We start from the raw sequence: 14,195 nt of genomic DNA, 5'->3' as shown, positions 1-14,195 counted from the left end.
AAGTCTAAATACTCACAGTGTCAACGAAGCGCTGTGAGTGCTTGCTTACTCATGTTAGGCTCACAACCTTCAACAAAATACACACCGATATGGTTATCACGATAAGCGTGATTATATTTACCGAAAAAATCTGCTTGAAACTTAAATCCAGCGTTATCCAACTCAATCAAAAGTTTATCCACCACATCCCACGACATGGTCAGTGGTGAAAAAAGCAGAGTATTTGTGTGCATGCCGATTGGAATTTCGGCCTCAGAGGGCGATATAATTAAGCTATCTGTCGTATCGATAAACAATTGTTCAAACACCTGAGGGGGACAACTTGCAACTATATGGATGTAGGTTTTTTGCGGCTGAATAGAGTGGCAACTGCATAAGGCCAGTACAACCACACCAATAATGAACCATCCCTTCATTAGCGACTTTCCTTACTTCAAAATCCCCTTAGTAGTACAGCTTGTCCCCAAAAATAAAATGAAGATTTTGTGACTACTTCACGAAAAAAGCGGTAAGCAAAACGAATTTGCGTGCCAATAGCAGGCTATTAGCACGCAAATTCAACGTGATCAGCACCAAGTCAGTACCATAGAGGCGTTACATACTTAAATACTACAGAGTAATCAACAGCATGCTGCAATGTTCAGAAACAAAACTGTAGCTAATATAGCTTTAAATTACAAAGTTCTAAGTAGCTCTTCCTTCACTTCCATAAAAACTATAACTGCAGAGGTTTTTCTAGGAATGCGAGCACTTTCTTAAAGTATTTCAGGCGATGTTCCGGTTTATAGAAACCATGCCCTTCATCTTCAAGTAAGTAATACTGATAAGGCTTATCAGCCTTTTTCAGTGCATCAATTAAAGATTCCGCTTGTTCAATTGGCGCTCTTTGGTCCTCACCACCATGTACGATAAGGACAGGAACCTTAAGCTTATCGACATTATAGCTTGGAGAAAATGCTTTTAACTGTTTCTCATCGGTACCAAGTACACGTTCTAAATATGCGACCCCTGAGCTACGCTGAGCAACATCACCTTCTTCAAACATCAGTGGTAAATCGTATACACCAACAACACCGACTGCGCATTGGAATAAGTCGGGTTCTAATATTGCGCTTTGCAATGCAGAATAACCGCCAAAACTTGCCCCCATAATACAAATCCGCTTTTTATCGACGATACCTTTGGAGATTAAGTCACGGGTTCCATCAATGATGTCATATTGAATTTCCTTGCCCCACTTTTGGTAGCCAAGCGCTTCAAATGCATCTCCATAACCACCAGAACCTCGAAAGTTAACTTGTAATACAGCCATTCCTCTGCTCGCTAGCATTTGTACCTCAGGATCAAACTGCCAATAATCTCTTGGCCCATGAGGTCCACCATGCGGCATAACAATCAGAGGAAGGTTTTTCTTTTCTGCGTTTATTGGTGTTGTGAGATATCCATGAATAGTAAGTCCATCACGGCTTGTGAATTTAACAGGCTCGACTGTGGACATTTGATTTGGTTTAATCCAGCCTCTTGCAGACGCAAGATATTTCATCTTGTTGGCTTTGCTATCATAAAGGTAATAATCCCCTGGGTTGGTATCGCTGCTTGCGAATACAACCACTTGTCCACCATCTCTCGTGCTACTTACAATACGTATTTGATTTCCAGGGATCGAAGCTATCAGAGACTTTAAGCGTTGACTCCAATCAGCACTTTCATCAATAAATGCATAGGTAGGATATCCGGGGTCTAGTTCAATAGCGAAAGGGGATTTATCAATCGGATCTATCCATACTTTTGTTGGATCAACCACTTTATCTTGAAAAACATGAGTAAGTTTTTTGCTTTCTAAGCCCAATTTATAGAAGGCCATGGGCTCACCAGCCGTAGATGCTGAAAGATAAACTGACGTTCCAGATTTATCGAATCCATGCATCCAGAAATCATCTAAGTTGTTTTCTAATGTGAGCTCAGCCCATTTTGAGTCTGCTTCTTCACGGATGAACACTAATGAATTGCCATCATCATCCTCAGACACAACGGCGCGAACCTCTCCTTGGTGATCGGTCAAAAAGCGCCCCATTTTTTTTGGAGAATTTGTCACTTTGCGTCTGACACCAGTATGAACGTTAACCTCGTAAACTCGTGTGGTAGGCTCTTTCGAGCCAGTCCAAGGATAGGTCACAATCAACATCTTGTTTTCGTCATTGATCAAAGGGTCAAGAATATAAGATGTGCCATACAGCGGGGTAGCTTTGCGCAAACGAGACCCCGTTTGTCCCTCACCTTGGTAACCCACCAAATATTTACCACGGCTTCCATCTACATTTACGCCGAATAACTCACCATGAAACTCAGGGTGATCTTTCCAGCCTCTAATATATTCCTTTTCTAATACCACACGGTCATCATTCACCCATTCATAGCGGCCAATTTGAGCATTGTCATTGAATCGCACGGCGTGAATGAGTTTGAATTTATCAAGTTGTAAAAAACCTAATGTGTTTTTACCTTCCCTTTTTGTGATAAAGCTAAGATATTCTCCGTTAGGTGATATCTTTACATCGGAAAACTCACTACCTTTACTAAACGACTCTAGTGGTATTTCCTGTTTAGCGAATGCCTTAGCAGCTAAGGCCAACAACAGCAGAGCAATTAACTTCTTCATCCTGTTTTACTTTCTCCATTTATATCAAAGCACAAAATGGGTACAGTTTAACAAGATTTTGGATTTACGAGTAGTTAAAGTAATTACAAATGTTTAACTTTGTGAAAATACACCTTGGGCAACCTCATCAACCGTAAACAACCCCGTATCCAACACCCATCCGGTGATCAAACTCGCTGGCGTAACATCAAATGCTGGGTTATATACCTCGGCATTGTTGGGTGCCCATTGGCAATCACCAAAACTACCACTGACACCTGTTACTTCGCCTTTGGCGCGTTGTTCAATTGGAATGGCTGCGCCATTTGGACAACTGCTATCTAAAGTTGTGATTGGGGCGACCACATAAAAAGGAATATTATGGAAATGGGCTAACACCGCTAGATTATAAGTGCCGACTTTATTGGCGAAATCACCGTTTGCCGCAATCCTATCTGCACCCACAAAGATTTTATCGACTTTACCCGCCGCCATTAAACTCGCAGCCATATTGTCACAAATTAGCGTGTATGGGATTTGCCATGCATCTAGTTCAAACGCGGTAAGCCTGCCACCTTGTAACAGTGGCCTAGTCTCATCAACCCAAACATGAATGTCACCATGTTGTTTTGCAGCATGATGAATTACGCCAAGCGCGGTGCCTACACCTGCCGTTGCCAGCGCACCAGTATTACAGTGAGTAAGAATATTGTCTCCCGCATTCACAAGCTCCGCACCTATGTTTGCCATACGGTCGCATAGCGCAGTGTCTTCTTCAAATAACTGTTCAGCGGTTGTGATCACTTGTTGTTGCCAATCATTCGCTTGTAACGCTTCACGCAATCTCGCCATGCAGTACATTAAATTCACCGCTGTAGGGCGTGTTGCTTCAAGTTCATCTATCGAACGGGCAATTGTGTCTTTATCTTCTCCCTGTTCGGCAAGATAACCAATTAACAAACTTGCCGCTAAACCAATAAGCGGAGCGCCGCGGACCTTAAGTGTCAGAATTAGCTCGCTCATCGTCGCAACGTCGCGGCATTCATGCCACACCTGTTGATGTGGCAGTAAGTATTGATCCAATACCTGTACCACGCCCGATTCGAATTTAAGACTACGTGCAATTAAGGTTTTCATGACATCCCGCTCTTTCAAAGTGTACTAATGATATTTTACATCAAGATCTAAAGAAGTATAGACATCTAAACATTTAAAAATATAGAATGCTAATAGTAAATATCCACAAGGTGCAGAAACATGTCGAGCTACATTGAATTTGATGCAGAAAAAGTTATTGATTACATTACTAATTTAGGAAGCTTCTTCGATAAAGATGCAACCTTATCTTGTTATGAGTTTGGTGATGGCAATCTGAATTTGGTTTTCCGCGTACAAGATACGCAAGAAAATAGCATCATCGTCAAGCAAGCTTTGCCTTACGCTCGATGTGTGGGAGAGAGCTGGCCACTGACGTTAGACAGAGCCAGAATTGAAGCCAGTGTGTTACAACGCCATGGTGAGATCTGCTCAGATACCACAGTAAAAGTGCTGCACCACAATACAGAGCTTGCAGTAACGGTGTTGGAAGATCTTGGTCATCTACGCATTTTGCGCGGTGAATTAAACCAAGCGAACACCTTTGCAAGACTCAGTAAAGACGTCGCAAGTTACCTAGCGAAAACCAGCTTTTATCACTCAAGTTTTTACTTAACGCCGAGTGAAAAGAAAGCCCTAGTCGCCGAGTTCACCAACCCTGAACTGTGTTCGATCACTGAAGATTTGTTCTTTGACGACCCATACCGCGACGCTGAAAGAAACAACTTTCCTGCTGCATTGCAAGCGTCTGTGGAAATGCTGAGAAGAAATAAGACGTTATTAGTTGAAGTGGCAAAACTCAAAGCCCAATTTCTCAATGCACCAGAAACTTTACTTCATGGTGATGTCCATACAGGCAGTATTTTCGTCGATGCACACCACACTAAGCTAATCGATCCAGAGTTTGGCTTTTTTGGCCCCATAGGCTTTGATTTAGGCTCATTTATCGGCAATTTACTGCTTAACTACTGTGCCCAACATGCTCGTATTACCGCTCTGCCAAAACGTCGAAATATGCAGGTTTATTTACTCGATAGTATCGCCACCACCTTATCTAACTTCTATGCCACTTGGCTTGGACTGGCGAAAACACAAACACGCGATCTCTCATTGCAAGCAGATGGCTATGCGGAATACTTTCTCACTAAGGTATTGCAAGACGCGGTTGGTTATTGTGGGTGTGAATTGATCCGCCGCACCATTGGTCTCGCACATGTTGCAGACATAGATGCGATTGAAGATGAAGATGCGCGCTTAGCGGTACAACAGCGAGCGCTGCACTTAGGTGAACAGCTCATCATTAATGCCAATAAATGCCAAACAACCGATGATGTGTATCAGCTAATTATTAGTTTTGTAAACTAAACTAGCTTAGGCTAATAAAATGATAAAAGCCCAACGCCTTCACTTTGGGCTTTTTTATTTAATGGATAATCTCGATTACTTACGCGCTTGATTCATCGTGGTTTCAATATATTTGTCGATTTGGTCTTCAAGCACGAATAATGGCACAGAGCCATGACGTAAGATTTGATGGTGGAATTCACGGATATCAAATTGATCGCCCAATGCTTTTTCCGCTTTGCGACGTAGCCGCTTAATGGTTAGCTCACCAATTTTGTATGACAGTGCTTGAGCCGGCCACGAGATATAGCGGTCAGTTTCCGTTTTAACATTATGTAAGGACAGGGCAGTGTTGTCTTTCATAAAGTTCATCGCTCGCTCGCGACTCCAGCCAAACATATGCATGCCGGTATCTACAACCAAACGAGCCGCTCGCCACATCTCGTAGGTTAAACGTCCAAAATCACTGTAAGGGTCTTGATAGAACCCCGCTTCGATACCCAAAAATTCAGAATATAACCCCCACCCTTCACCAAAAGCTGAAATATATTCGTTACGACGATATTCCGGTAGGTAATCAAGCTCAGCATTCAAGGAGATCTGCAAATGGTGACCAGGCACGGCCTCATGTAGAGTCAATGCTTCTAATACGTACAACGGGCGCTTATCCAGCGCGTAGGTATTTACCCAATAGTAGCCTGCATCAGTATCACTGCGTGCCCCCGAATAACGCCCAGTCGTATATTTAGGCGCAATGCCCGCAGGTACTGGGGCGACACCGTATGGCTTTCTTGGTAATGTATGGAATAGCTTAGGTAGCTGAGCATCCATCTTCTTTGCTATATATGCAGCTTCTTTAAGTAACGCTTCGGGGGTTTTAGCATAAAACTGTGGATCGGTTCTTAAGAACTGCACAAAGTCGGCAAAAGATCCCTTAAAGCCTACTTTTTTAATAATTTTTTCCATCTCCGCACGGATCCGAGCCACCTCTTTGAGACCAAGTTCGTGGATCTCCTTAGGCGTCATATTCGTGGTGGTATAGTATTTCGCTCGATTCGCATAAAACGCCTCACCATTTGGTGTCGAAGAAATTCCAATTTCAGTTCTCGCGGCTGGACGATACTCATTAACAAAGAAATTAAGGTAATCTTGATATGCTGCGATCACATCCCCTTGAATAATCTTTTTGGCACGCTGTTGCAATGCTTTAAATTCGGCATCAGGCAAACCCGCTTGGTTTTGCGTAAACGGGCCATAAAACTCGGATTTTGTCACATCATCAACTATATAAGCTTCGATAGAACTTTCATAACCTTCAAGCACCGCTTTCGGCTGAGTCAGGCCAACCGCTATACCTTCTTTCATCCAGTCGATATTTTGCTTAAAATAGCGTGGAACCTGCTGCAAACGTGCCAAATATAGCTCGTAACCAGCACGTTTCTTAAAGTCATGACTCGAGATCATAAAAGATAGACCGGAATGAAAACCGTATTCCGAGGTGAGCGGCATATAATGGCTATGAAACCGATATTCATCGACGTTATTCTGCACTTGTGCACGCAATATCGTGAGATTGATTTGGTTTTCCTCACTTAGCGCTGAAGTGTCGATATTATCGAGCTGAGCCAAAAACTGTAGACGCTGTTGATTTGTGGTCGCCAACTTTTCTGCACTGAGGTTTGGTAGTAGAAACTCTGCTTTTGTATCACTGCGACCATAGGCGTTGTTATCACTTCTAAATTTCATAACGCTGCCAGCTATTTGAGTAAACTCAGCGTTATTGTCAGTTCCGGTAATAGCACAACCAGATAAGGCGACAGTTAAATAAACGGCGACGCTTGAACGCTTAGTCCATAGCTTTAATTTTGGTGATAACACGCTGATTTCCTCAATACTTTGTTGTTACTCAGCTCGCGGTAAAATAGCCAAAAGATCATGGTTATCCATCGTTCTGAGCTTTTGTTATGGTGAAATGAACTTTCTGCTAGTCAAAGTAGGAGAGTCCCGTAACAGATGCAACTTAATTCGACAGAATCACGAATATCTCAGATCGAATACAATTTACTCAACCTAGTAAAAATTGATGAGAAAATCAGCAATTCAACAAAAAAATGTAAATTTTCTATTTCAAAGACAAATTTTTTACTTTTAAATTCGGACGATACAGATTAATGTAGGTCTAGTGCAATTAGGACAAGAGTTACACCGAAGGAGTTGGTGGTAGTTCATTAACGTTTGATAATTAATTGTTGTGGTAAATGAAATGATGTTCCATGATCCCATGGCTGTTGCCCAAGAAAAAATGACACAGGTGTGCCTGTTTTTAGAGCAACATCATTTGCCGCCCACGCCTTTAAATTATCAGGTTGCTTATACCCATATTAGCGCCACGAACAAAGATCTCGACTGTGCCATCAATAAAGCCATCAAAGCACACACAAAAATAGACTGTGTATTCATTGAACAACTCTACTATCAGTTTCTAGATCAAGGACAAAAAACACAATCTGAACTGCTTGAAGGCGTTGATTCTTTGGTGACTGAATTACACGAAAATGCGGAAACCTCACAAAAGCAGGTTATTCGCTTTGCCCAACAAGTCAGTCAATGTGTGCATAATTTAGATGAACACAACATTCAAAAGAGTAAGCGCGCACTATCAACACTCACCAAACAAACTGAGCTATTGCTAAAACAGCACAAACAATTTAAACAAGCGTTAATAAAATCGCGTTTAGATTATGAACGTAATCAAAAGTTACTACTCGACTTGCGTAAACAACACTTATTAGACCCACAAACGGGTCTTTATAAGCGTCACTATCTTCATCAAAAAGTGTCCCTATGGCAATCGCAGCAAAAATCCGTCTGTGCGCTTTCTATACAAGTTGATAACCTTGACGACTTTTCAACACGGTTTGGTGATGTTGTGGGTGAAGTTGTGCTTAATCGTATCGCCAATAATATCAAACGTTATGTCGTTGAAAGCGGCTTACCTGGTCGCACAGGTAAAAAAGAATTCACGGTTATCCTTGCCGATGTAGATTTAGATACCGCGAGTGTTATCGCGGAAAAAGTGCGTAAAGGTGTTGAGCGATTAAAGTTTGTTAGCGCGAAAGGGAAAATTCCATTACCCAATGTGTCTCTGGCCCTTGGGATAGCCCAACTTGCACCAGAGCAAGACTTTAATGTGTTGGCAAAACGCGCAGGTTACGCGGCACAGAAAGCACACTCTCTCGGCCAACACTGTTATATTAGTCACTGATCCGCAATATCCTCTTTTGTTTGCATTTTCAACAATACAACACGGATAAGAAATTGCACCTAAGGCTACCAATCAAGTACACTAGCAAGCATAGTTGCAGAGTAATGATGGAACCCACATGAAAGAGTCACAAGACAATACTACCCACTTTGGATACAAAACAGTCGAGACCGACAAAAAAGCCTCTATGGTTGCAGACGTATTTCATTCTGTAGCTGCAAAATACGACATCATGAATGATCTGATGTCATTCGGTATCCATCGTTTGTGGAAGCGTCAAACTATTGCCTGCTCAGGTGTACGCGCTGGTCACAAAGTGCTTGATCTTGCTGGCGGTACGGGTGATTTAACTGCAAAATTTAGTGAGTTAGTTGGTGATAAAGGACAAGTCGTATTAGGCGATATTAACAACTCAATGCTGAAAGTAGGGCGCGAAAAACTACGCGACCTAGGACTTGTTAGCAATATCGAATACGTTCAAATGAACGCAGAAATGCTGCCATTTGACGACAATACATTTGATGTGATCACGATAGCTTTCGGTCTACGTAACGTCACAGATCAAAGCAAGGCACTTCGCTCTATGTACCGAGTGCTCAAGCCGGGTGGACGTCTACTGGTCCTTGAATTTTCAAAGACCGACAACGAAGCACTGGCAAAACTATATGACATGTATTCATTTACGCTACTTCCTGCGATGGGTAAATTGGTCGCGAATGACAGTGAATCTTATCGCTACCTAGCTGAATCTATTCGTATGCACCCTGACCAAGAGACATTAAAATCCATGATGGATGAAGCCGGTTTTGAACAAACTGACTATCAAAATATGACCGGAGGCATCGTCGCCCTTCATCGTGGCTTTAAATTCTAGGAGTTGTTGTGTTAGCTTCATTACTTGGCGCCGTACTTGAAACAGCTTTAAACAAAGGCCTTAAACTCTCACCTGAGCTAAAGCATGTGCTAAGTAAAGGCCAACACAAAGTGCTCAGTGTTGATATTCGAGATCAAAATACTTGTTTAGCTGTGACTTACACAGGCATTAACATTCATGTTCTGTGCCCTTTTGATGGCGAAGCCGATTGTTCAATTAGTGCCGATTTACCAACCTTGCTTGAGCTCAAAGATCCAAGCCAACTCACTGCGCTTATCCGTAAAGATAAGCTCGATCTTGAAGGGGATTTATCGCTCGCACAACTATATAGTAATGCATTAGCAACACTTGATATTGATTGGGCGGAACACCTCGCCAAATATGTCGGTGATGGGCCCGCACAAGTTGCCGTAGATACCTTTCATAAGTTAGCGCATCGCGTAAAGCAAGATGGACAGGTAGCCAAGGTAACCCTAACTGGGTTATTTCAAGATGAGTTGAGGGTTGCGCCTCACCCGCTCGAGTTTCAACAGTTTAAGCAGCAAGTGAGAACATTAAACAATCAAGTCGAAAGCTTAAATCAACGCCTCAGCGCATTACTTCAGCAAAACAAAGGAAATTAGGTTGTCTTTACTTCGCTTGCATCAGATCACCAAAACATTTTTAACCTATGGTTTAGACGAAATCGTCCCTGCGCATAAGCAGCCTTGGTACGGTAAGCTTGCTCGAGCGAGTTTGTTTTGGTTGCGCAACAAACATAAAGATAAACCAGTAGGCACACGTTTGCGTTTGGCGCTACAAACTTTGGGGCCGGTGTGGATCAAGTTCGGCCAGATGCTTTCGACCCGCCGAGATTTACTGCCACCAGATATTGCCGAAGAACTTGCATTTTTGCAGGATCAGGTTCAACCATTTGACCCTGTGATGGCGCAAAAGCTGATTGAGCAAGCACTTGAAATCGACAATATTCATGAATACTTTGCTGAATTTGAATCAAAGCCGTTGGCCTCAGCCTCCATAGCGCAAGTACACGCTGCCAAGCTACAACACAAAGATGAGTTAAAAGATGTCGTGATCAAAGTTATTCGTCCCGATATTGAAAAACAAATCCATGCCGATCTCTCTTTAATGGAGCGTTTCGCTAAAATCGTTGTCAACTTACTCAGCGAAGGAAAACGCCTGCGCCCAGTGGAAGTTGTTAGGGAATACAAAAAAACCTTACTCGACGAGCTAGACTTGATGCGAGAAGGCGCGAACGCAATTCAACTCAGACGCAACTTTGAAGACTCAGATTCGCTATATATCCCTGAGGTATATAGTGATTATTCACGTAAAAACGTGCTGGTGATGGAACGCATCTACGGTATTCCGGTTTCAGACACCGAAGCCTTGTTAGCGCAAGGCACCAATATGAAATTATTGGCCGAGCGCGGTGTGGAAGTCTTTTTCACACAGGTATTCCGTGACAGTTTTTTCCATGCGGATATGCATCCTGGCAATATTTTTGTCTCTCGTGAAAATCCTCATAACCCTAAGTATATTGGCATAGATTGCGGCATAGTTGGCACCTTAAACCGTGAAGATAAACGCTATTTGGCCGAAAACTTTATCGCCTTTTTTAATCGTGATTATCGTCAGGTGGCACAGCTTCATGTGGATTCTGGGTGGGTTCCGGCAGATACCTGCGTAGAAGAGTTTGAGTTTGCCATTCGCACTGTATGCGAACCTATTTTTAACAAGCCACTCGCTGAAATCTCGTTTGGTCATGTGCTGGTAAATTTGTTTAATACAGCAAGGCGCTTCAACATGGAAGTGCAGCCACAGTTGGTATTATTGCAAAAAACCCTGCTGTACGTAGAAGGCCTAGGACGCCAGCTTTATCCGCAATTAGATCTGTGGAAAACAGCCAAACCTTTTTTAGAGCATTGGGTGCAAGAGCAAGTTGGCCCTCTCGCAGTGGCGAAAAAGCTATATGCAAACCTACCATTTTGGGCAGAAAAAATGCCTGAACTGCCGGATTTGATTTACCAAAATCTCAAGCGCCGCCCCCCTCCAACTGTCACACAAAAAGCAGATACTGCGACCAAGCCTCTATTATTGGGCTTAGCAGCGAGCAGTTTTGCAATTATATCGGGATTGAGCTTTATTTTTGACAAGCCTGTCGCAAGTAGCCTACTTGCGATTATTGCCGTGCTAGTATTTATTGGCGCATGGCGTAAAACAGGGTGATTTTTTGCTCGCTAGGCGTATAATCATTATTCATAAGCAGTAAGTATCAATGGAGTTATTATGGGATTCGGTGGGATCAGTATTTGGCAATTACTTATTATTTTAGCCATCATTGTTTTGTTATTTGGAACTAAAAAACTACGCGGTATTGGTAGTGATTTGGGTGGTGCAGTTAAAGGCTTTAAAAAGGCGGTATCGGATGAGCAAGCGGCGACCGACGCTGAGCCAGAGAAGTTAAAAAATACAACAACCGAGCAAGCACAACCTGTATCAGAGAAAGAAAAAGATAAGGTGTAATTCAACATGGGTATGTGGGAGTTAGTGGTCGTTCTTATCGTTGGCCTAATTGTACTTGGCCCAGAGCGTCTTCCCGTTGCAATCCGCACCGTAGCTAGATGGATAAAAACGGTAAAATCTGTTGCTAATTCGGTCAAAGCTGAAGTAAGTGAAGAGTTACGCGTTCATGAGCTACACAATAATTTAAAGAAAGCGGAACAACAGGGAATGCAAGATTTGGCCCCCGAACTCAAGCAATCCGTTCAAGAGTTACAAGATGCGGCTGAATCAGTCAGACATTCTTATAAATCAACCGAAAATAATAAAAACAAAGACTAATCAATCTAGCAGTTAGATAGTTCAGTCAAAGGCTAGCTTTGGGTAATTAGACGCCCAAGCCGCTTCTTTTTCTTATATCTAACTGGAATTATATTCGTACGAGTCAAGTTACATGACAGAATCAGCCCAAAGTGGATTTATAGCTCACCTTGTTGAGTTAAGAAACCGCTTAATGAGAGCGTTATTGAGCGTTTTCGTTATCTTTGTTGCTTTGGTGTACTTCGCCAATGACATCTATGCCTTCGTTGCAGCACCGCTTGTAAATAGCTTGCCTAGCAACACAACCATGATCGCTACGGATGTTACAGCGCCGTTTTTTGCTCCCTTTAAATTAACGCTTTTTGTGTCACTATTTGCCGCTGTGCCTTTTATTTTGCATCAGGTGTGGGGTTTTATCGCACCCGGTTTATATAAACACGAAAAGCGCATGCTTATCCCAGTATTACTATCAAGTGTACTGCTATTTTATGGCGGGATTGCATTTTGCTATTTTGTTGTAATGCCGATTATTTTGGGATTTTTTACCAGCGTTGGGCCAGAAATGATGACGCTATCGCCAGATATCAGCAGCTATCTTGGCTTTATCCTGAAACTATTTTTTGCTTTTGGCATCGCCTTTGAAATTCCCGTTGCCATTATGCTTATATGCTGGAGTGGCATGACAACCCCCGCGAGCTTAAAAGAAAAACGCCCCTATGTCGTTGTTGGCGCTTTTGTTATCGCGATGTTTTTAACACCACCAGATGTTCTATCTCAAACTCTATTAGCACTACCTATGCTACTCTTGTTTGAGTTGGGACTACTTCTAGCCAAGTTTTACAGCGCCAAATCACAACAACAGGAGTCAGAACAATGAAAAAAAACATGATACTGTTCGCACTAGGATTTTCCTCTATATGCGCCGCAGAGCCGTTAAATACACAGGCACTTCAAGCTTGTACTCTGATCGAAAACGATTTTAAACGACTCATGTGCTACGACAATGTGATTGCTAATAAACCAATCACGGAAACACATTTAAGCAAGGCGTCCGTCAACAAAGATAAAGTAAACACACCGCGCAATGAAAAAAGAGCTGAATTGAAAGAAGACGGCTTTGGTTTAGAGCACAAAGTTAAAGTGGCAAGCGAGGAAATCGAAGAGATTACAGCTAAACTAGTAAAAACAACTACTCAAGGCCGCGATAAAATGGTATTCACCTTGGATAATGGTCAAGTATGGCGACAAGTTTCGTCAGAAACCTTTTTTGCCAAGGAAGGAGACACTCTGATTATTGAACGCGCGTCTTTTGGCTCGTTTTTAATGAAGAAAGCAGGCTCAAACCGTACAACGCGAGTTAAACGAGTCAACTGATGAGCACGATGGTCGATGCTGGTGTAAACCTCACCAGCTCACAATTCTCACCCGACTTGGCCGAGGTAATTGCTAGAGCCAAAAACGCTGGCATAGAATCTATGCTTGCCATTGGCTGCGATTTAACAAGCAGCAAACAAAGTATTTCACTCGCCGAGCAATACCAGCTTTACTGTACAGCAGGAGTCCATCCTCACGACGCAAAAGATGCACCTGACACGCTCTACGATGATCTCCTCACACTTTTAAAAAGTAGCAACAGGGCTGTTGCAGTTGGTGAATGTGGTTTGGACTTTAATCGCGACTTTTCACCAAGGCCGATACAACAAAGCGTTTGCTTGACGCAATTGCAGTTAGCAGAAGTTATTGATTATCCAGTGTATTTACATGAAAGAGATGCGCACGATGCGCTATTTGCGCTACTGCAAGAAGTTAAAGTAGAAGGGGTACTACACTGTTTTACTGGTGACCATGACGCGCTACGACGTTACTTGGATTATGGGTTAATGATAGGTATCACAGGTTGGGTTTGCGATGAACGTAGAGGGCAAACACTACAAGATCTAATCCAATACATCCCCCTCGACCGTTTGCTTTTAGAAACTGATGCCCCCTACCTAGTACCTAGAACAATTAGCCCAAAACCCAAATCTCGCCGCAATGAGCCAATGTATTTATCTTATGTGGCTGAGCAAATTGCACACCTAAAACAATGCCCTGTCACAGAAGTGATGAGCACGACTTCGGCTAATTTTAAACAGCTGTTTGTGAGGTAAAGCCAG

At 42.7% G+C, this 14,195-nt stretch carries 14 protein-coding genes; 10 read left to right on the top strand and 4 right to left on the bottom strand.

Going from position 1 to position 14,195, the window contains the following annotated elements; translation table 11 throughout:
* Positions 1–20: 20 nt before the first annotated feature.
* The 3 genes from CWC03_RS14715 to mtnA form a co-directional block, all read right to left on the bottom strand.
* Positions 21–416 (bottom strand): hypothetical protein, encoded by a 396-nt coding sequence (locus tag CWC03_RS14715; RefSeq protein WP_138582530.1) that lies wholly within the window; start codon positions 414–416, stop codon positions 21–23.
* Positions 417–715: 299 nt separating this feature from the next.
* On the bottom strand, positions 716–2,659 hold the full coding sequence (locus CWC03_RS14710; RefSeq protein WP_138582529.1) for an alpha/beta hydrolase family protein: 1,944 nt from the start codon (positions 2,657–2,659) through the stop codon (positions 716–718).
* Positions 2,660–2,752: 93 nt separating this feature from the next.
* Positions 2,753–3,775, bottom strand: coding sequence for an S-methyl-5-thioribose-1-phosphate isomerase (gene mtnA, locus CWC03_RS14705; protein ID WP_138582528.1), 1,023 nt, complete (start codon positions 3,773–3,775; stop codon positions 2,753–2,755).
* Between the two features lie 120 nt (positions 3,776–3,895).
* Between mtnA and mtnK the strand changes: the two genes are divergently transcribed.
* Positions 3,896–5,098 carry an S-methyl-5-thioribose kinase gene (mtnK, locus tag CWC03_RS14700; RefSeq protein ID WP_138582527.1) on the top strand — a complete coding sequence of 401 codons (1,203 nt, stop codon included), beginning with the start codon at positions 3,896–3,898 and terminating at the stop codon, positions 5,096–5,098.
* A 75-nt stretch (positions 5,099–5,173) separates the two neighbouring features.
* Here mtnK and CWC03_RS14695 read toward each other — a convergent pair whose 3' ends face one another.
* Positions 5,174–6,955, bottom strand: coding sequence for a DUF885 domain-containing protein (locus CWC03_RS14695; protein WP_138582526.1), 1,782 nt, complete (start codon positions 6,953–6,955; stop codon positions 5,174–5,176).
* 385 nt (positions 6,956–7,340) lie between these two features.
* Between CWC03_RS14695 and CWC03_RS14690 the strand changes: the two genes are divergently transcribed.
* From CWC03_RS14690 to CWC03_RS14650, 9 genes are all read left to right on the top strand, one after another.
* Complete coding sequence (locus CWC03_RS14690; RefSeq protein WP_138582525.1) at positions 7,341–8,342, top strand: GGDEF domain-containing protein; 1,002 nt, start codon at positions 7,341–7,343, stop codon at positions 8,340–8,342.
* A 118-nt stretch (positions 8,343–8,460) separates the two neighbouring features.
* On the top strand, positions 8,461–9,216 hold the full coding sequence (gene ubiE, locus CWC03_RS14685) for a bifunctional demethylmenaquinone methyltransferase/2-methoxy-6-polyprenyl-1,4-benzoquinol methylase UbiE (RefSeq protein ID WP_138582524.1): 756 nt from the start codon (positions 8,461–8,463) through the stop codon (positions 9,214–9,216).
* 8 nt (positions 9,217–9,224) lie between these two features.
* Positions 9,225–9,839, top strand: a complete 615-nt coding sequence (locus CWC03_RS14680) for a ubiquinone biosynthesis accessory factor UbiJ (RefSeq protein ID WP_138582523.1) — start codon at positions 9,225–9,227, stop codon at positions 9,837–9,839.
* A 1-nt stretch (position 9,840) separates the two neighbouring features.
* On the top strand, positions 9,841–11,445 hold the full coding sequence (ubiB, locus tag CWC03_RS14675) for a ubiquinone biosynthesis regulatory protein kinase UbiB (RefSeq protein ID WP_138582522.1): 1,605 nt from the start codon (positions 9,841–9,843) through the stop codon (positions 11,443–11,445).
* A gap of 60 nt (positions 11,446–11,505) precedes the next feature.
* A complete protein-coding gene (gene tatA / locus CWC03_RS14670) occupies positions 11,506–11,742 on the top strand; it encodes a Sec-independent protein translocase subunit TatA (RefSeq protein WP_138582521.1) in 237 nt (78 codons plus the stop codon).
* A gap of 6 nt (positions 11,743–11,748) precedes the next feature.
* Positions 11,749–12,060: a Sec-independent protein translocase protein TatB gene (gene tatB, locus CWC03_RS14665; protein WP_010376473.1), complete on the top strand. Its 312-nt coding sequence runs from the start codon at positions 11,749–11,751 to the stop codon at positions 12,058–12,060.
* Between the two features lie 112 nt (positions 12,061–12,172).
* Positions 12,173–12,916 carry a twin-arginine translocase subunit TatC gene (gene tatC / locus CWC03_RS14660; protein ID WP_138582520.1) on the top strand — a complete coding sequence of 248 codons (744 nt, stop codon included), beginning with the start codon at positions 12,173–12,175 and terminating at the stop codon, positions 12,914–12,916.
* The gene (locus CWC03_RS14655) at positions 12,913–13,413 is read left to right on the top strand and encodes a hypothetical protein (protein WP_138582519.1); all 501 of its coding nucleotides are present in this window, start codon (positions 12,913–12,915) and stop codon (positions 13,411–13,413) included. The genes tatC and CWC03_RS14655 overlap by 4 nt, the downstream gene beginning before the upstream one ends.
* Entirely contained in the window at positions 13,413–14,189 is a 777-nt protein-coding gene (locus tag CWC03_RS14650; RefSeq protein ID WP_138582518.1) for a TatD family hydrolase, read from the top strand. The genes CWC03_RS14655 and CWC03_RS14650 overlap by 1 nt, the downstream gene beginning before the upstream one ends.
* Positions 14,190–14,195 lie beyond the last annotated feature (6 nt).

Source organism: Pseudoalteromonas sp. S2755 (genome assembly GCF_005886535.1).
Taxonomy (GTDB): domain Bacteria; phylum Pseudomonadota; class Gammaproteobacteria; order Enterobacterales; family Alteromonadaceae; genus Pseudoalteromonas.
This window is presented reverse-complemented; position numbering and strand designations above follow the sequence as displayed.